Here is a 17,167-nt window from a genome sequence, read left to right as displayed (position 1 = left end):
CAATAACTTCAGGAGTCGTCTGCCCGCACATGCGCCTGCCCTATTTCCTAGCTGCCTCCCTGATATTCCTCGTTTCGGCCAGCCTATCGCTTGTGGCCGCAGGATATGCGGTAACCAAAGTTGAAGAAGCGTCGGAACTCGCCGTGCGGCGTGCGCTTGACCTAAAAGGGCATGACTGGGCCGAAGTCGAATCCGATGGCCTGCGCGTTGTCCTGACCGGCACAGCCATTGACGAAGCAACGCGGTTCAATGCGCTGACCGCAGCCGGGACCGAGGTTGATACCTCACGCGTTATTGACGACATGCAGGTCGCCCCCACCCGGCAACTGGCAGCACCGCGCTTTTCCGCTGAAATTTTGCGAAACGACAGCGGTATTTCGATTATTGGTCTGATACCCGCAAGCCAAGACCGCAGCGAGCTGATCGAAAGGTTGCGCCGGATGGACGGCGACACCGTTTCGGATCTGATGGAAACTGCGGATTACCCTATACCCGAAGGCTGGGACGACGCGTTGAACTATGCGCTCGAAGCGCTGACCCGCCTGCCGCGCGCCAAAATATCGGCCAGCCCCGGTTTGGTGAAAATCACCGCCATTGCAGACAGCCTGCGGGAAAAAGAACGACTGGAACAGAGCCTGACCCGCGCAGCACCTCCCAGTTTGCGAATCGGGTTGTCGATCTCGGCTCCGCGCCCCGTAATCACCCCCTTTACACTGCGCTACCTGATTGATGCCAACGGCGGCCAGTTCGATGCCTGCTCGGCCCAGAATGAAAAAGCGCGGGATGCCATCGTCGCCGCTGCCAAAGCGGCAGGCCTTGCCGGCCCGTTTAACTGTACAATCGGTTTGGGCGTGCCCTCACCCCGTTGGCCCGAAGCGGCAACGCTCAGCATTCGTGCCCTGTCCGAGATTGGTCAGGGTTCGGTCACGATTTCGGATGCGGATATCACGCTGGTGGCGGCGCAAGGAACAGAGGCTGGGGTCTTTGACCGTGTGGTGGGCGAGCTGGAAAATGCGCTGCCCGAGGTTTTCGCCCTGCACGCCGTCCTGCCCGAACCCGAAACCGCCGACTCCACCGGCCCCCCCGAGTTCTCGACCACGCGCAGCCCCGAAGGGCTGGTCCAAATGCGCGGTCGTCTGAGCAATGAGACGTCGCGCGACATGGCCGACAGTTTTGCCCGCGCGGCATTTGGATCGGAACAGGTTTATACCGCCACCCGCATCGCCTCCGACTTACCCCCAGACTGGCCGGTGCGTGTTCTGGCGGGGCTGGAAGCGTTGTCTCTGCTGCATAACGGCGCTCTGACTGTTACCCCTGACGACGTTTCTCTCAGCGGAGTCAGCTACGACCCGGACGCCAAAGCCCGTATCGCCGGATTGCTGTCGGAAAAGCTTGGGGATGCCAAAGGTTTCACCCTTTCGATCACCTATCAAGAGCCGCCGAAACCCGCAGACAGCCTGCCCGACCCAGAGCTGTGCGAAGACCAGCTTGCTGAGGTTCAGGCCAGCAGCAAAATCGCATTCGAACCGGGATCGGCCACGGTTGCAGCGGATTCGCGCGATACCGTCAATCAGATCGCCAAGATTCTGCGCGAATGCGGCCCCACCCGGATTGAAATTCAGGGCCATACAGATAGTCAGGGCCGCGAAGAGATGAACCAGCAACTCAGCCAGGCGCGGGCTCAGTCGATCCTGAATGAGTTGCGCGGACGCCGCATCCCAACGTCAAGCTACTCGGCCGTGGGATATGGTGAAACGCAACCGATCGCAGACAACGATACCGAGGCAGGCCGAGAAGAAAACCGTCGCATTGAATTCCGCCTGATCCGGCCCGAGCCCATTGCCAATTCCGAGACCGGGCTTGAGGCGCTGGAGGCCGAGACAGAGACGCCAGAAGACGCCGCAGATACCGGCGCAGAGGATCAGTAAGTTGAACAGAATAGAATTCATCATTGCCACCGCCATCATCCTGTTCGCAGCCTTCTGCATGGGGTGGTTCGCCAACTGGCTGGCCCATCGTCTGTCTCGTGTTCGCCAAAGCGACGTCGCCGATCTGGATCGCATGAGCCAGGAATTGCATGAGGCCGAAGAAACCCGCGATCAGGCCATCACCTATCTGCAACAGCGTGAGGCCGAGCTAACCAATCAGCTCACCCAGACCGAGGCGGAACTGGGCGCTGCCATGGACGGGTTGCGCGCCGCGCGGCAGGAGGCCGAAGAATTACGCGGCCGGATCAACAACGCGGACTAAGAGAACCAGAGGAATCGGCAACTTGCGACACCCGCAAATATAGGGCGCCGTTGTGTGTTTCAGACACCTGCCAAACCGGGCCCGAAAATCCCCTCAGCTTGATGAAGCTTGGGCACAGCTCAATTCATGATCATGTCTCAGAGGTTGTCTCTGCCTCGTCCAGAACCTTGCGCGCGACACGAAAGCATTCCAGCGCCTGCGGCACGCCACAATAGATGCCGATCACGTGAATAATGGCCCGGATTTCTTCTTTGCTGACGCCGTTGCTGATGGCGCCGCGACAGTGGAGTTCCCATTCGTGCATCTTGCCCAGCGCGCCGATCATGGACAGGTTCATCATTGACCGGGTCTTGGCGTCAATCACATCGTCGCCCCAGCCGAAACCCCAGCACCAAGCGGTCATTGCCTCTTGAAACGGCCGGGTAAATTCGTCGGCCGCGGCCAGGTTTTTCTCAACATATTCCGCGCCCAGGGTGCTTTTGCGTTGCTCCAGCCCTCTGAGGAATAGATCTTCGTCGAAAGTCTCGGCCATCTTGGTCTCCGGTAATCGTCACTATGAAGCGGTGCGCTGATGCACTCTACGCCTCTTACAGGTACTATCAACGCTTGCACTTTACGCTGGTTAAGAAAATGCGACGAATTTTCTAGCCCCATGGCACGAGGATCATTCCACTGACCCGCGCATCCAGTCTTGAAGCCAGGCAATTATATGTACTGACATCGCTTCACCAGCGGGCCGCGATTGTGCAAGCGGTTCAAGACGTCGCGGCGATTTAAGGCACCCAAAAGTAAACGGGCCGCCGTCTTAATGAGACAGCGGCCCTTACTGACTGAATGTCGGGGTTTGGTCTCGCCCCCTCGAATACCACTTAAAAATGGACAGACTAACAAAAACTTTCGACTTCTTCGAGACCAACCCGATTTCTCAATCGGTGTGCATCCTTAATGCCTGATCTTTGAGAGCGCGACAGTGAACTAGTTCACATTAAATAAATTTATCTTCAATTCTTCCAATCAAAGAACCCGGGGCCGGCCTTTGTCAGTAGTTTTTCGGCCATTGCGCGCGCCATTTCTGCACCATCACCAATCACGCCAGTGGCGTCTTCGGCGATAGAATCAGACCCGTCCGGGCGCAGGACTTCTCCGCGCAGGCGCAGAATGCCACCACTGATATCAGCCAGCCCGGCAATCGGAGTCTCGCAGGACCCGTCAAGCGCGGCCAGCAAGGCGCGCTCGGCCAAAAGTCGATACCCGGTTTCGCTATGATGAATTGCCTCCAACATCCCTGCAGCACGGGGATCGTCACTGCGGCGTTCGATACCGATTGTACCTTGTGCAATAGCGGGCAGCATATCCTCGGGCGAGATAGCAGTTGCGGGAACGTCGTCCATATTCAGGCGCCGGATACCTGCCATCGCCAGAAACGTGCAATCCGCTACGCCATCGGTCAGTTTCTTCAGGCGCGTTTGCACGTTGCCACGGAACTCGACCACATTCAGGTCAGGGCGCCGGTTCAACAGCTGAGCCCGGCGGCGCAAAGACGAGGTGCCAACCACCGCGCCATTGGGCAGGTCATGAATAGAGTTCAGGCTGGGCGAAATAAAAGCGTCGCGCACATCTTCACGCGGCAGGAACGTGTCCAACACAAGACCCGCGGGCTGTTCGACCGGCATGTCCTTGGTCGAATGCACAGCGATGTCGATATCACCTCGCAGCATCGCTTCTTCGATTTCCTTGGTGAACAGGCCTTTGTTGCCGATCTCTTTCAGCGGGCGGTCCGCGTCGATCATCGCGCGATTGTCGCCGGTGGTCTTGATCACCACGATTTCGAATGCATCTTCGGGCAGATCAAAGGCTGTGCCTAACCGCTGCCGGGTTTCATAGGCTTGCGCCAGCGCCAGGGGCGAACCACGGGTGCCGATTTTCAGCGGTGAGGCGGGTGAAGGCAGGGTCAATGTCATGGACACAGCTTTAGTCGCGTCACATTGCCCTGACAATGGGGGCAGAGCTTGACAAATTGCCGCCGAAGGAAGACCCGTTGCCACAAACCAGACGATTGGGGGCACAGATGGCCGAAACAAAGAAACTGCTGCGGGCATTGGCAGGACAGGTGCAGGATGTGCCTCCGATCTGGATGATGCGCCAGGCCGGGCGGTATCTGCCAGAATATCGTGCAACGCGCGCGCAGGCCGGGGATTTCCTGTCGCTGTGCTACAATCCCGAGCTTGCGGCCGAAGTCACATTGCAGCCGATCCGTCGCCATGGGTTCGATGCAGCTATCCTGTTTGCGGATATCCTGCTGGTACCACAGGCGCTGGGTGCGGACCTTTGGTTTGTCACCGGTGAAGGCCCGCGTTTGTCGACTATCACGCAGCAATCCGAGTTTGATGCGCTGAAATCGGTCGAGGATATCCACGAAACACTCTCGCCAGTCTATGAGACAGTGCGCATCCTGTCACAGGAGTTGCCGTCCGAGACAACCTTGATCGGTTTTGCTGGCGCGCCGTGGACAGTGGCGACCTACATGATCGCCGGACGCGGCACCCCGGATCAAGGCCCCGCCCATGCGCTGCGCGAGGGGAATACTGCGCTGTTCGAAGCGCTGCTGGACCGGATCACGCTGGCCACGATCGAATATCTTTCAGCCCAGATCGAGGCAGGCGCCGAGGTAGTCAAGATATTCGACAGCTGGGCCGGATCGCTGAAGGGTGAGGCGTTCCGCAAATATGCGGTCGAGCCGTGCCGCGTAATCACCCAGGCCATCAAGGAACGTCACCCCGGCATCCCGGTGATCGGATTCCCGCGAGAGGCCGGAGATGGCTATATCGGGTTCGCCAAAACCACGGGGGTTGATTGCGTCGCGCTGGACAATTCGGTCTCGCCGGAATGGGGCGCCGAGCATGTCCAGGTGGATGGTTGCGTACAGGGCAATCTGGCGTCGTCGCATATGGTGACCGGCGGTCAAGCGCTGGTGGACGAGACCCGGCGGATTGTCGATGCATTCTCCAAAGGGCCGCATATCTTCAATCTGGGTCATGGCATCACGCCCGATGCCGATCCCGACAACGTTCAGCGTATGATCGACGCAGTGCGCAACCGCTAGGCTTTGGGTCGGGCGTCCAGCTCGGCCAGTATGTCTTGTGTATGATCTCCGCGGCGCGGGCTGGGTCTGGGCTTCCACTCCCGCTCGGAAAACCGCGGCGCGGCGGCGGCCTGTAGCATACCGTCGGGGGCAAGCCAGGTCTGGCGTGCTGTGTTCATGGCATGGTTCTGCGCCTCGGACGGATTGAGCACTGGTGCAACACAGGCGTCACTTGCTGCAAACAGCGCCGCCCAATGATCACGTGGTTTGCCAGCAAAGATTTCAGCCAGCCGCCGGGTCAGCGCGGGCCAGGTGGAAGCATCATATTGCTGCCGAAATTCGGGATCGCCAGACAGGTCCAATATCTGCAGGAACTCGGCATAGAATTTCGGCTCCAGGCACTGCACCGCCACAAATCCACCATCAGAGCAGGCATAGGTTCGGCTCCAATGGGGACCGTCCAGAAGGCTGTGTCCGCGAGTATCTGACAGGTTTCCGGTTTGGCGCAGGCTCATCAGCAGGTTCATCATATGGGCCGAGCCGTCATAAATGGCGGCGTCCACGACCGTGCCCTTTCCTGTGCGTCCCGCATTCAGCAATCCGGCCAGAATGCCTGCGACCAGATACATGGCACCGCCACCGATATCACCCACCAAAGTGGCCGGGGTTTGCGGCGGTTGGTCCGGTTGCGACGCATACCAAAGCGCCCCGGACAGTGCGATATAGTTCAGATCGTGCCCGGCATTCTTGGACAAGGGGCTGTTCTGTCCCCAACCCGTCATACGGCCATAAATCAACTTTGGGTTCAGATCGCGACAGATATCAGGGCCAAGGCCCAGCTTTTCCATCACACCGGGTCGAAACCCTTCGATCAGTGCATCAGCTGTGGCGATCAGGCGCCGGGCCACATCCAGATCGGCCGGGTCTTTGAGGTTCAGGCTGATCGACCGCTTGCCCCGATCCAGAACTGACTGTTCGGGCATGCCCGGAGTCGCGGCCTGACCCTTGCGGTGGATGGTGATCACATCTGCACCGAGATCGGCCAACAGCATGGCGGCAAAGGGACCGGGGCCCAAGCCCTCGATTTCGATGATCCGAATTCCACTTAACATACCAGTCCTCCTGCCCGCGCAGGGTTTCGGGGCCAGCCAGGAAATGCAAGCCCGGACTGGAAAGGCCAATTGGAAAGCTGAGTAAAATGTGTGAATTGGGCCTGTTCTGTGGCTAACTCGCAGGGTAGTGTCGCCGCCAGAACGGGGGAGGCGCATGACAACAATTCTGTCCATCAGGGATTTGCGAAAGTCCTATGCCGGAGGTTTTGAGGCGCTAAAGGGCGTGTCTCTGGACATCGAGCAGGGAGAAATCCTGGCTCTTCTGGGTCCCAACGGTGCAGGCAAGACCACGCTGATTTCGACGGTGTGTGGAATAACGACGCCAACCTCAGGAAGCGTGACCGTCGGCGGCCACGATATCCAGACTGATTTTCGCGCAGCACGCCGGATGATCGGTTTGGTTCCGCAGGAGATCGCGCTCGAACCCTTTGAAAAGGTCTGGAACACTGTGCGATTGTCGCGCGGGCTGTTCGGGCTTGGGCAGAACAACGCACGTATCGAAGAAATTCTGCGCAAATTGTCTTTGTGGGAAAAACGCAAAAACGCGATCAAAGAACTATCGGGCGGTATGAAACGTCGGGTTCTGATCGCAAAAGCGCTGGCACACGAGCCGCGTGTTCTGTTTCTGGACGAGCCGACCGCAGGTGTTGATGTCGAACTGCGCAAAGACATGTGGGAAATCGTGGCCGAGTTGAAGCAGGCCGGTGTCACCATCATTCTAACCACCCACTATATCGAAGAGGCCGAGGCCATTGCCGACCGTGTCGGCGTCATCGACAAGGGTGAACTGCTACTGGTTCAGGACAAAGACACTTTGATGGCGCAGATGGGAAAGAAGCAGATCGAAGTCATGCTGACCCAGCCCATTCAAACCGTCCCCGACAGTCTGGCCGCACACAATCTCAAACTGAATGGCAAGGGTGACGCGCTGGTTTATACCTACGACACAAACGCCGACCGCACTGGCATCACCACCCTGTTGAACGATGTGGCCGAGGCCGGACTGATTTTACGCGATGTACAAACGCGTCAGTCCAGCCTTGAAGAGATCTTTGTCAATATGGTGTCGGGAGAAGCCACATGAACTGGTCCGCCATTACTGCCATCTACCGGTTCGAAATGGCCCGGTTCTTCCGCACCCTTGCGCAAAGCTTCATATCTCCGGTCCTGTCGACATCGCTGTATTTCGTTGTCTTTGGCACGGCGATTGGCAGCCGCATACAAGAGGTCGAAGGCGTATCCTATGGGGCGTTCATCGTTCCGGGGCTGGTCATGTTATCTGTTGTGACGCTGTCGATCTCGAACGCCTCTTTCGGGATCTATTTCCCAAAGTTTCTGGGAACGATATATGAGCTTCTTTCGGCGCCGGTGAATTTCATCGAGATCGTCATCGGCTATGTCGGAGCGGCAGCGACAAAATCGCTGTTTGTGGGTGTCGTGATCCTTGTGACCTCTGCATTCTTTGTGGATTTGCGTATTGAACACCCGCTTGCCATGGCGACATTTCTAGTCCTGACCTGCCTCAGCTTTTCCTTGCTGGGCTTCATCATCGGCATCTGGGCCAGCAATTTCGAGCAGATGTCTTTGGTTCCGCAACTCGTGGTGACACCGCTGATCTTTCTGGGCGGTACCTTTTATTCGATTTCGATGCTGCCCCCGCTGTGGCAGACCATCACCCTGTTCAACCCGGTCGTCTATCTGATCTCAGGCTTTCGCTGGTCGTTTTACGGCCTGGCCGATGTGCCGATCATGTTCAGCCTTTTGGCCATACTGGCGTTTACCGGCGTGTGTCTGGGCATCATCGGATGGATCTTCAAAACTGGCTGGCGCATCCGGAGTTAGGCCATGGACGGCGTTGCATTTTTGCCCATCACCTTCAGTAAATACGTTCACGCGACCGATAACGGTCAGCCGCTCCCTTGTTTACCGCGTGGGCGCACTCTACATCGGCACCCATGAAGGTCAGCCTGCCGTTTCTCAAAAAACAGCCAACCGTTTCGGTCGTGCGCTTGTCGGGTGCAATCGGCATGTCCGGGCGCGGGTCGATGTCTGACACAACTCTGGCACCGGTTCTCGAAAAAGCATTTCGCAAAGGCAAACCTGCCGCCGTCGCGCTTGAGGTCAACTCGCCCGGCGGATCCCCGGTCCAAAGTTCATTGATCGGTGCGCGCATTCAGCGTCTTTCGAAAGAACTGGATGTTCCCGTCTTCGCATTTGTCGAGGATGTGGCAGCTTCGGGTGGCTATTGGTTGGCAGCGGCAGCTGATGAGATTTACGCCGATGACAGTTCGGTACTGGGTTCGATTGGCGTGATCTCTTCGGGGTTCGGCGCACATCTTTTCCTTGAGAGGCAAGGTTTCGAACGGCGAGTGCACACGGCGGGTCATTCGAAATCCATGTTGGATCCCTTTGCCCCGGAAAAACCCGAAGATGTCGCAAGGCTTGAAGGCCTGCTACGCGATATCCACGAAAACTTCACTGCTCATGTCAAAGCACGACGCGGGGCAAAGCTTGAAACGGGTGCTGATCTGTTCACTGGCGAAGTCTGGCTGGCACGCCGCGCGCATGAACTTGGCCTGATCGACGGCATCGCGCATCTCAAACCCAAAATGCAGGACCGGTTTGGCGATAAAGTAAGATTCCGCCGTTACGGGCTGCGCAAGCCATTCTGGTCACGGTTCGGCGCCTCCTTGGCACAGGACGCGGTTGCCGGACTTGAGGAGCGTGCCGCATACGCACGTTTCGGTTTGTAACGTGATTATCAAGATCGTGACCCTCTTTTTGATTGCCATGGGCGTCCTGGCAATGTTCGGCAAACTGCGGTTCCCGGGGCAGAAAAAACTGCAATCCGCAAGATGCCCGCGCTGTCATCGGTTCAGGATCGGTAAAGGTCCCTGTGCCTGCGAAAAAGGAGGCCGCGCATGACGGCATGGCTGTTATCCGGTCTCGGTTTGTTGATCCTGTTGCTGGCGGGTGATGCGCTGGTACGCGGTGCCGTGAACCTCAGCCTGCGGATTGGAGTACCGGCGTTGATCGTTAGTTTGACGATCGTGGCATTCGGCACCTCGGCGCCAGAACTTCTGATTGCAATCAGCGCAATTAAGGAAAACGCACCGGGCATCGCCCTGGGTAACGTTGTGGGGTCGAACACGGCCAATATCCTGCTGGTGCTGGGCCTGCCTGCGCTGCTTGCCACGCTGCACACCAGCGAATGTGACAGCCGCAAGAACTATGTGTTCATGTTGCTGGCAACCGTTCTGTTCATCGGCCTTGCCTTCTGCGGCGTGTTCAACCTGTTCAGCGGCGCGATTTTGCTGGCTGCTCTCAGCTTTGTTCTATGGACCGCCTTCCGAGAAGCCCATGCCCATCGCAAGGCCTGTGGCAAAGCCTGCGCCGAGGATGACGATTTTGATGGCTTGGAAGAAGCCGATCCAGACATGCCCTATTGGAAGATTTCAGTCTACCTGGTGCTCGGACTGATAGGCCTGCCGATGGGCGCACATCTTCTGGTCGACAACGCTACAATCATTGCCCGCACTTACGGCGTCAGCGAGACTGTAATCGGGCTGACACTTATAGCGGTGGGAACTTCCCTGCCGGAACTGGCGACCACAGTTATGGCAGCACTGCGCCGACAAGCCGATGTCGCATTGGGCAATGTTATCGGGTCCAACATGTTCAATCTGTTGGCCATCGTCGGCATTGCAACCCTGTTTGGGCGCATTCCTGTTGATCCAGAATTCCTGCGATTTGATCTTTGGGTCATGCTGGGCGCATCACTCCTTTTGGTCCCCTTTGTATTTTTCAAACGGGATATCACCCGCGGATGGGGAATTCTGTTGACAAGCCTTTACGCGGTTTACGTTATTTCCTTGTTGGTGTGACACAAAGAGAGGCCGCATGACCCGAGCCCTAGTTACCGGTGCCGGAATTCGCCTTGGTAGGGCAATGGCCCTTTATCTGGCCGGGCGTGGCTACGACGTGGCGGTCCATTACGCCTCCTCTGAACAAGAGGCATCTAAGGTTGTCGCTGAAATCAGGGCCCTAGGCCGCAATGCGGTAGCTCTGCAGGCCGACCTGTTAGAAGAAGCAAGCGTGGCTGCCCTGCTGCCACGCGCATCCGAGGCGCTGGGCGGACCCATTACCTGCCTGGTCAACAACGCTTCGATATTTGAATACGACAACATCCACACGGCCACCCGGCAAAGCTGGGACCGCCACATGAACAGCAACCTGCGGGCGCCATTCGTTTTGACTCAGGCGATGGCTGAACAGGGTCTGGAACCTGAAACCGATGATACGGGCGAGCCGCTGGCAACGGGCCTGATTGTAAATATGGTCGACATGCGGGTCCGCAAACTGACGCCCGAATTCATGTCCTACACCGTCGCCAAAATGGGGCTATGGGCGTTGACCCGTACCGCAGCTCAGGCGCTAACCCCGGCGATCCGCGTCAATGCCATCGGACCGGGACCGACGATGCAGGGTCACAGGCAATCCGAAGATCACTTCAAAGCACAGCGCGCCAACACCATTCTGGAACGTGGGTCAAACCCCTCTGACATCACCGCTGCACTTGGGTATTTCCTGGATGCTCATGCGGTCACCGGCCAGATTCTCTGCGTGGATGGCGGACAGCATTTGGGGTGGCAGACACCGGATGTTCTGGGCGTGGAATAACGTTTGGTGCTGGAAGTTTTGCACCGCTCTCATTTCTGTTATCAATCCGTTACAAAAATGTCTTTTTTTTCATACACTTGCCATGTGTAGAAATTTTTACTGTTTAAATTCAATAGATTACATATGTGCCTATTTTTTAAGCAAATCAAGGAATCCTTAATGAAACAAGGGAAAATTCAAGCCCCACAAAAGTTATCTGCACAGTTATCCACAGAATACGTGGATTTGTTTTCCCTTGATCTGAAGCGCTCAAGATTGCAGCCATGGTCAAAGAATCACATATTTTGGCCATGACCTCTCAAGACGACACCAACAGCTCTCAGAATGACGCCCAGTCGACAGGATACGCCTGCATCCAGCGATATGCGAAAACGCTCGACAGTTCACCTGGCGTGTACAGGATGCTGGATGCGGACAGCCGAGTTCTTTACGTCGGCAAGGCGCGCAATCTGAAGGCACGAGTGTCGAACTATACAAGACCGGGACACTCTGGCCGGATCGAGCGGATGATTGCGGCCACGGCCTCGATGATGTTCCTGACGACCCGGACCGAGACCGAGGCGCTGCTGCTTGAACAGAACCTGATCAAGCAGCTCAAACCGAAATACAACGTCCTGCTGCGCGACGACAAAAGCTTTCCCAATATTCTGGTGGCAAAGGACCATGTCTTTCCACAGATCAAAAAGCATCGGGGAGCAAAAAAGGAAAAGGGCGCGTATTTCGGCCCCTTCGCCAGCGCGGGTGCCGTGAACCGAACCCTGAACCAGCTGCAAAAGGCCTTCCTGCTGCGCAACTGTTCTGACTCGATGTTCGAAAGCCGCACCCGTCCCTGCCTGCTCTATCAGATCAAGCGGTGTTCTGGGCCTTGTGTCGGGCTGATCTCGGATCAGGATTACCGTGAAAGCGTCAAGGATGCGGAACGATTCCTGTCAGGCCGGTCGACCAAAGTGCAAGAGGAGCTGGCCGAACAGATGATGGCCGCGTCTGAGGCGATGGAGTTTGAACGCGCCGCTGGCCTACGCGATCGCATCCGGGCGCTGACGCAGGTGCAGACCTCGCAAGGCATTAACCCGCGCGGTGTGGCCGAGGCGGATGTGATCGGCCTGTATATGGACAGTGGGCAGGCTTGCGTTCAGGTGTTCTTCATCCGCGCCAACCAGAACTGGGGCAACAAGGACTTCTATCCCCGCGTCGGGGCAGATGTGTCAGCCGCCGAGGTGATGGAGGCGTTTCTGGGTCAGTTCTACGACAACAAGGAACCACCCCGTCAGTTGATCCTGTCAGATGCCATTGAAAACGCCGATCTGATGCAAGAGGCGCTGACCGAAAAAGCCGGTCGCAAGGTAGAAATCCTTGTACCCCAGCGTGGTGAGAAACAAGAACTTGTCGCAGGGGCCATACGCAACGCGCGTGAATCCCTGGCCCGGCGGATGTCGGAAAGTGCCACGCAGGCCAAACTGTTGCGCGGGATCGCCGAGGCATTTAATCTGGATGCCCCGCCAAACCGGATCGAAGTCTACGACAACTCCCATATTCAAGGAACAAATGCCGTGGGCGGCATGATCGTGGCCGGCCCCGAAGGTTTCATGAAAAATGCCTATCGCAAGTTCAACATTCGTGGAGATGACCTGACCCCCGGTGACGACTTTGGCATGATGAAAGAGGTGCTGACCCGCCGCTTTACCCGCCTTCAAAAAGAAGATCCCGACCGTGACAAGGGAATGTGGCCTGATCTGCTGCTGATTGACGGTGGCGCCGGGCAAGTGAGCGCCGTCCATGAGATTATGGCGCAGCACGGGGTCGAGGAGATCCCCATGATCGGTGTCGCCAAAGGCGTTGACCGCGACCATGGTAAGGAAGAATTTCACCGCACCGGCCAAAGGCCCTTTGCGCTGAAACGCAACGACCCGGTGCTCTATTTCATTCAGCGCCTAAGAGACGAGGCCCACCGGTTTGCCATCGGCACCCATCGAGCCAAGCGTGCCAAGGCCGTGGGAGCCACACCGCTGGATGAAATCCCCGGCGTGGGGGCCGCGCGCAAACGTGCCCTGTTGGCTCATTTCGGCAGCGCCAAGGCAGTTGGCCGGGCCAACCTAGCCGATCTGAAAGCGGTCGAGGGGATTTCGGCCGGCTTGGCGCAAAAGGTCTATGATTTCTTCCACGACAAGGGCTAGGCCCGCCGCCCGCGCCACAGGATGTACAGCCCCGAGGCCACAATCAGCGCGCTGCCGATCCACATCGTCTGGTCTAGTTGCTCGCCGAACAGGAACACGCCCAGACCGATACCGAACAGCAGACGCGTATAGCGGAACGGCGTCACGGCCGAGACCTCTCCGATCCGCATCGCCTTCATAAGCGAGGCATAGGCCATCACACCCATAAGCACCGCACCGGTCAGAAACAGACCGTTGTACAGATCGAGCGGGACGATTGGCACGCCCTCCCACAGGCGATAGGCCAAACCGGCAACGATGATGCTGAGGAAGCCGTAAAAGCCCAAAACCTCAGTCCCCAGTGTCGCCGGGGCTGCGCGGCTGGCCAGATCGCGACCGGCAAAGCCCAACATGCCCAGCACCGCCAGAATGGACAGCGCCGAAAAGCTGTCTCCGGTCGGTTGCAGGATGACTACAACGCCAATCAGACCGATCAGAATCGCGCTCCACCGTCGCCAGCCAACTGTTTCGCCAAAGATCAGCGCAGCGCCAGCGACCACGACCAACGGAGTCGCCTGCAAAATCACAGTAGCTGAGGACAAAGGCGTCAGCACAATGGCTAAGACATAGAATAACCGTCCGAATACCTCGAAGAGCACGCGCACTTTCATCGGGCGCGACAGGACATCCGGCTGAAACAGTTGCGTGCCGCGCGCCAGTGCAACCGCCGCAAAGACCAGCGCCCCACCCACCCCGAACAGAACCATCACCTGCCAGATCGGTACGGCACCCGAAGCCGCTTTCAACAGCGCGTCTTCCAGCGCAAACCCCGCCATTGCAGCGATCATCCACAGGCTGCCGGTCAGATTTGACCGGGCATCGGTTTGTATATGAGCTGTCATGATGTGCCTTCTGTCCCGGATACGTGCGGTGAACCTGACCGCAAAAAGAACAAACTCCAAGGGGCATGGACGCACCACGCGCTGCCTGCGGCGCTTTGACCAAGTTCATGGGACAAGTACGGTTTTTTGACTGTCTATCTTTTCTGTTGGATTTTAGCGATGTAGGGTCCGCTGCATGAAGTGGAACCTGCCCAATATTCTGACCGTCCTGCGTCTGCTGGCAGCCCCGGGGCTGGCCGTGATGTTTTTGTATTTCACCCGGCCCTATGCCGACTGGTTCGCGTTGATCCTGTTTCTGACAGCCGCCTTAACCGACTGGTTCGATGGCTATCTGGCACGAGCGTGGAAGCAGGAAACAAAAATTGGCGCCATGCTGGACCCGATTGCCGATAAGGCGATGGTGGTGATCGCGCTGATGATCTTGGTCGGGTATTCGGCCGAACACTGGACGCCGTGGCTGGTCCTGCCTGCCACTGTGATCCTGTTCCGAGAGGTCTTTGTGTCAGGCCTGCGCGAATATCTGGGTGATACGGCTGGGACGCTGAAAGTTACCAAACTTGCCAAATGGAAAACCACGGCCCAGATGGTGGCGATAGCCGTCTTGTTTTCACAGGGCATCTTCGAGCATTACTTTGTGATGGCCAGCTTCGGCATGGACCCAACGCTGATCGACCAGATTCTGACCGGGCAAGAAGACGACCTGAACGGCCTGCGCTGGCATCTTGAAGGGATGTTCTGGTCCAGTCGGATCGGCCTGTGGCTGCTGTGGATCGCAGCAGCGCTGACATTGATCACCGGCTATGACTACCTACGTAAAGCCATGCCACACCTGAAGGAGAACTAAGGGATGGATGTGCTGTATTTCGCATGGGTCCGCGAACGGATTGGCCTGCCGAAAGAACGGGTTGAAACCGAGGCCGCCACCGTATCCGATCTGGTCGCAGAACTTAGCGCGCGCGAGGATCGCTATGCAGCGGCCTTTGCGGATCTGTCGGCCTTACGCGTTGCGCTGGATCAGGAATTGTCGGATTTTGACGCCCCGTTGGCGGGCGTTCGTGAGGTTGCCTTTTTCCCACCAATGACAGGTGGCTGAAGTCATGCGCATCGTGGTGCAGGAAGACCCGTTTGACCTAGGTACCGAGGCAAATGACTTTGCGGCGGGCGATGCTGCAAATGGCGCAATCGTGACCTTTACCGGTGTTGTGCGTGATCTGGCCACGGGCGATTTGGACGTGATGGAGATTGAGCATTATCCGGGCATGACGGAACGGGCCTTGACCCAGATTGCGCAAGAAGCAATAGACCGCTGGTCGCTGGGCAATGTGCTGGTGATCCATCGGCATGGCAGGCTCGCTCCGGGGGATCGGATCATGATGGTGGCCACTGCCGCACCGCATCGCAAGGATGCGTTCGAGGCGGCCGAATATCTGATGGACTACCTAAAATCCCGCGCCCCCTTCTGGAAGAAAGAAATCACCACCGCTGGTGCGGAGTGGGTTTCGGCCAAGGACGAAGACGAAGATGCGCTGACCCGGTGGTAAACACGGGTCCCTGCATATAAGCCTTTGCACCATGCTGTTCGTATTCGGTGCTCACATGCTTATCACCGTGTGCTGCAAATTTGGATCCGCCAAAACTATGCTGGATAAAGGTGTTGGTTTCAGGCAGCCGCTCAGTTTCGATCAACTCTAGAACCGAAAGCAAAACATCCCGCATGTGGGCAAAGATGTTGAGACAATCTTCCTCCGCCGAAGCCGCAAAAGAAATGACTATCGACAGGAAAGCGGTAATTAGCGCTGTCAGAATGCCGGTTCCGAATAGATAGTCGTTGAACGGATTTTTGACATCGTAGAAGCCCCTGAAGGTTAGAGTTTCCCATTCGATTTCGACCCTAAGTACAGACGGAAGATGCCGACTGGAACTTGGCGGCATATCACTCAGCTGCGTGGATCCAGGAAGCACCAAAACCAGCTTGTTTTGGAGTTCTGGACTACCTGACGTTGCACAAGGCCCTTATCCGGAAACAGGGAATCGCGTTCACGGGATCGATGCGCATGTCCTAGCCTGAACAAAGAAGCACGTTCTCGGGGCTCTTTGGCGCACCCGGCAAAGCACCGGCCAATAAATTCGGTCACTTTTCGGAGGGGTCACTTTCTGCATAGTCTCGCAGTACTTGAATGTCCGAGAGCAGGGCATGTGTCCGGTCAATTTTAACGCCAAACGGCTTTAGCCGGGAAAAGGCGCGGCTCAGGCTTTCGGGCTTCATGCCCAGGCGCCCGGCAATCAACATCTTGTCATAGGGCAGCTCGACAATGCAGTCCCCCATCTCGGCTTCGCAGAGAGTCAGAAGAAATTCTGCCACCCGCTGTGCGCCGGTCTGGGCCTTAAGCTGCTCAAGCTGGGCGACCAGAGAATGCAGATGGGTAAAGGTAGCTGCCAGAATTGACACCCCAATTTCCGGGTCCTCTCGCATAAGGGACAAAAGGACCGGACTTGGAATGTGCATGATCTCACAGGCCGAAACTGCCTCGGCCGAAACCGGATAGGGAACGTTACGCAAGGCGACCGCTTCGCCAAAGCTTTCGCCGCGGGTGAAAACGCTGACAACTGCTTCGGCACCGGTAGGGGACATGCGAAACAGCTTTACCCAGCCCGACAGAACCACATGAATGGCCTGGGCTTTTTCTTCCTGTAGAAAAATCGTCTCTCCGCGATCATATTTCCGCCAGATCGCGTGACTTAACAGCGTGTCGATATGATGCTCGGGAAAGCTCTTGAGCAATAGTGACTGCTTGGCGATCGCTTTTAGTGCCTCATGCGCCACGAAGCTTTCCCCTCTTTTCTAGTTGCGTACCCGATCAGTACGTCCGTCCTCTTAAGGCTATGCCAAACCTTCGGCTTCCAAGCCAGCCTTTCCTTTCTGCGGCTTGACATTTGTCATGTTGCGTAGCGGGCCCGGCACATAGTCTTGCTGGAAAGCCAGTATTC

The 17,167-nt window shown here is 57.2% G+C and carries 17 protein-coding genes; 12 read left to right on the top strand and 5 right to left on the bottom strand.

The window, feature by feature from the left end; translation table 11 throughout:
- Window positions 1–29: 29 nt before the first annotated feature.
- Both AC2FLG_RS10570 and AC2FLG_RS10565 read left to right on the top strand, forming a co-directional pair.
- Window positions 30–1,928 (top strand): OmpA family protein, encoded by a 1,899-nt coding sequence (locus AC2FLG_RS10570; protein ID WP_496706127.1) that lies wholly within the window; start codon window positions 30–32, stop codon window positions 1,926–1,928.
- Window position 1,929: 1 nt separating this feature from the next.
- Entirely contained in the window at window positions 1,930–2,250 is a 321-nt protein-coding gene (locus AC2FLG_RS10565) for a hypothetical protein (protein WP_142635291.1), read from the top strand.
- Window positions 2,251–2,380: 130 nt separating this feature from the next.
- Here AC2FLG_RS10565 and AC2FLG_RS10560 read toward each other — a convergent pair whose 3' ends face one another.
- Both AC2FLG_RS10560 and hemC read right to left on the bottom strand, forming a co-directional pair.
- Window positions 2,381–2,782, bottom strand: coding sequence for a carboxymuconolactone decarboxylase family protein (locus AC2FLG_RS10560; RefSeq protein WP_496706125.1), 402 nt, complete (start codon window positions 2,780–2,782; stop codon window positions 2,381–2,383).
- A 469-nt stretch (window positions 2,783–3,251) separates the two neighbouring features.
- Complete coding sequence (gene hemC, locus AC2FLG_RS10555; protein WP_271948580.1) at window positions 3,252–4,211, bottom strand: hydroxymethylbilane synthase; 960 nt, start codon at window positions 4,209–4,211, stop codon at window positions 3,252–3,254.
- A gap of 107 nt (window positions 4,212–4,318) precedes the next feature.
- Between hemC and hemE the strand changes: the two genes are divergently transcribed.
- Window positions 4,319–5,353 (top strand): uroporphyrinogen decarboxylase, encoded by a 1,035-nt coding sequence (hemE, locus tag AC2FLG_RS10550; RefSeq protein ID WP_496706123.1) that lies wholly within the window; start codon window positions 4,319–4,321, stop codon window positions 5,351–5,353.
- Here the strand turns inward: hemE and AC2FLG_RS10545 are convergent.
- Complete coding sequence (locus AC2FLG_RS10545) at window positions 5,350–6,444, bottom strand: CaiB/BaiF CoA transferase family protein (protein ID WP_271948584.1); 1,095 nt, start codon at window positions 6,442–6,444, stop codon at window positions 5,350–5,352. The two genes, hemE and AC2FLG_RS10545, sit on opposite strands and share 4 nt — an antisense overlap.
- Window positions 6,445–6,598: 154 nt before the next feature.
- Between AC2FLG_RS10545 and AC2FLG_RS10540 the strand changes: the two genes are divergently transcribed.
- The 6 genes from AC2FLG_RS10540 to uvrC all read left to right on the top strand — a co-directional run bounded on the left by AC2FLG_RS10540 (window position 6,599) and on the right by uvrC (window position 13,298).
- Window positions 6,599–7,528: an ABC transporter ATP-binding protein gene (locus AC2FLG_RS10540; RefSeq protein WP_142635285.1), complete on the top strand. Its 930-nt coding sequence runs from the start codon at window positions 6,599–6,601 to the stop codon at window positions 7,526–7,528.
- Window positions 7,525–8,286, top strand: a complete 762-nt coding sequence (locus tag AC2FLG_RS10535; protein WP_142635283.1) for an ABC transporter permease — start codon at window positions 7,525–7,527, stop codon at window positions 8,284–8,286. The genes AC2FLG_RS10540 and AC2FLG_RS10535 overlap by 4 nt, the downstream gene beginning before the upstream one ends.
- Before the next feature lie 113 nt (window positions 8,287–8,399).
- Entirely contained in the window at window positions 8,400–9,197 is a 798-nt protein-coding gene (locus AC2FLG_RS10530; RefSeq protein WP_496706122.1) for a S49 family peptidase, read from the top strand.
- A 168-nt stretch (window positions 9,198–9,365) separates the two neighbouring features.
- Window positions 9,366–10,328 carry a calcium/sodium antiporter gene (locus AC2FLG_RS10525; RefSeq protein ID WP_142635277.1) on the top strand — a complete coding sequence of 321 codons (963 nt, stop codon included), beginning with the start codon at window positions 9,366–9,368 and terminating at the stop codon, window positions 10,326–10,328.
- Between the two features lie 16 nt (window positions 10,329–10,344).
- Window positions 10,345–11,124: an SDR family oxidoreductase gene (locus AC2FLG_RS10520; protein WP_496701012.1), complete on the top strand. Its 780-nt coding sequence runs from the start codon at window positions 10,345–10,347 to the stop codon at window positions 11,122–11,124.
- A 290-nt stretch (window positions 11,125–11,414) separates the two neighbouring features.
- Complete coding sequence (gene uvrC, locus AC2FLG_RS10515; RefSeq protein WP_496706121.1) at window positions 11,415–13,298, top strand: excinuclease ABC subunit UvrC; 1,884 nt, start codon at window positions 11,415–11,417, stop codon at window positions 13,296–13,298.
- Here uvrC and AC2FLG_RS10510 read toward each other — a convergent pair.
- A complete protein-coding gene (locus AC2FLG_RS10510) occupies window positions 13,295–14,179 on the bottom strand; it encodes a DMT family transporter (protein WP_496701014.1) in 885 nt (294 codons plus the stop codon). The genes uvrC and AC2FLG_RS10510 overlap by 4 nt on opposite strands.
- A 175-nt stretch (window positions 14,180–14,354) precedes the next feature.
- On the opposite strand from AC2FLG_RS10510, the gene pgsA reads away from it, so the two are divergent.
- The 3 genes from pgsA to AC2FLG_RS10495 are packed head-to-tail and all read left to right on the top strand — an operon-like array spanning window position 14,355 to window position 15,720.
- On the top strand, window positions 14,355–15,023 hold the full coding sequence (gene pgsA / locus AC2FLG_RS10505; protein ID WP_142635269.1) for a CDP-diacylglycerol--glycerol-3-phosphate 3-phosphatidyltransferase: 669 nt from the start codon (window positions 14,355–14,357) through the stop codon (window positions 15,021–15,023).
- A gap of 3 nt (window positions 15,024–15,026) precedes the next feature.
- Entirely contained in the window at window positions 15,027–15,272 is a 246-nt protein-coding gene (gene moaD, locus AC2FLG_RS10500; protein WP_142635267.1) for a molybdopterin converting factor subunit 1, read from the top strand.
- A gap of 4 nt (window positions 15,273–15,276) precedes the next feature.
- The gene (locus AC2FLG_RS10495) at window positions 15,277–15,720 is read left to right on the top strand and encodes a molybdenum cofactor biosynthesis protein MoaE (RefSeq protein WP_142635265.1); all 444 of its coding nucleotides are present in this window, start codon (window positions 15,277–15,279) and stop codon (window positions 15,718–15,720) included.
- Between the two features lie 590 nt (window positions 15,721–16,310).
- On the opposite strand, the gene AC2FLG_RS10490 is transcribed toward AC2FLG_RS10495, so the two are convergent.
- Window positions 16,311–17,003, bottom strand: coding sequence for a Crp/Fnr family transcriptional regulator (locus AC2FLG_RS10490; protein ID WP_271948599.1), 693 nt, complete (start codon window positions 17,001–17,003; stop codon window positions 16,311–16,313).
- Window positions 17,004–17,167 lie beyond the last annotated feature (164 nt).

This window comes from Ruegeria sp. CDSA193 (genome assembly GCF_059611885.1).
This window is presented reverse-complemented; position numbering and strand designations above follow the sequence as displayed.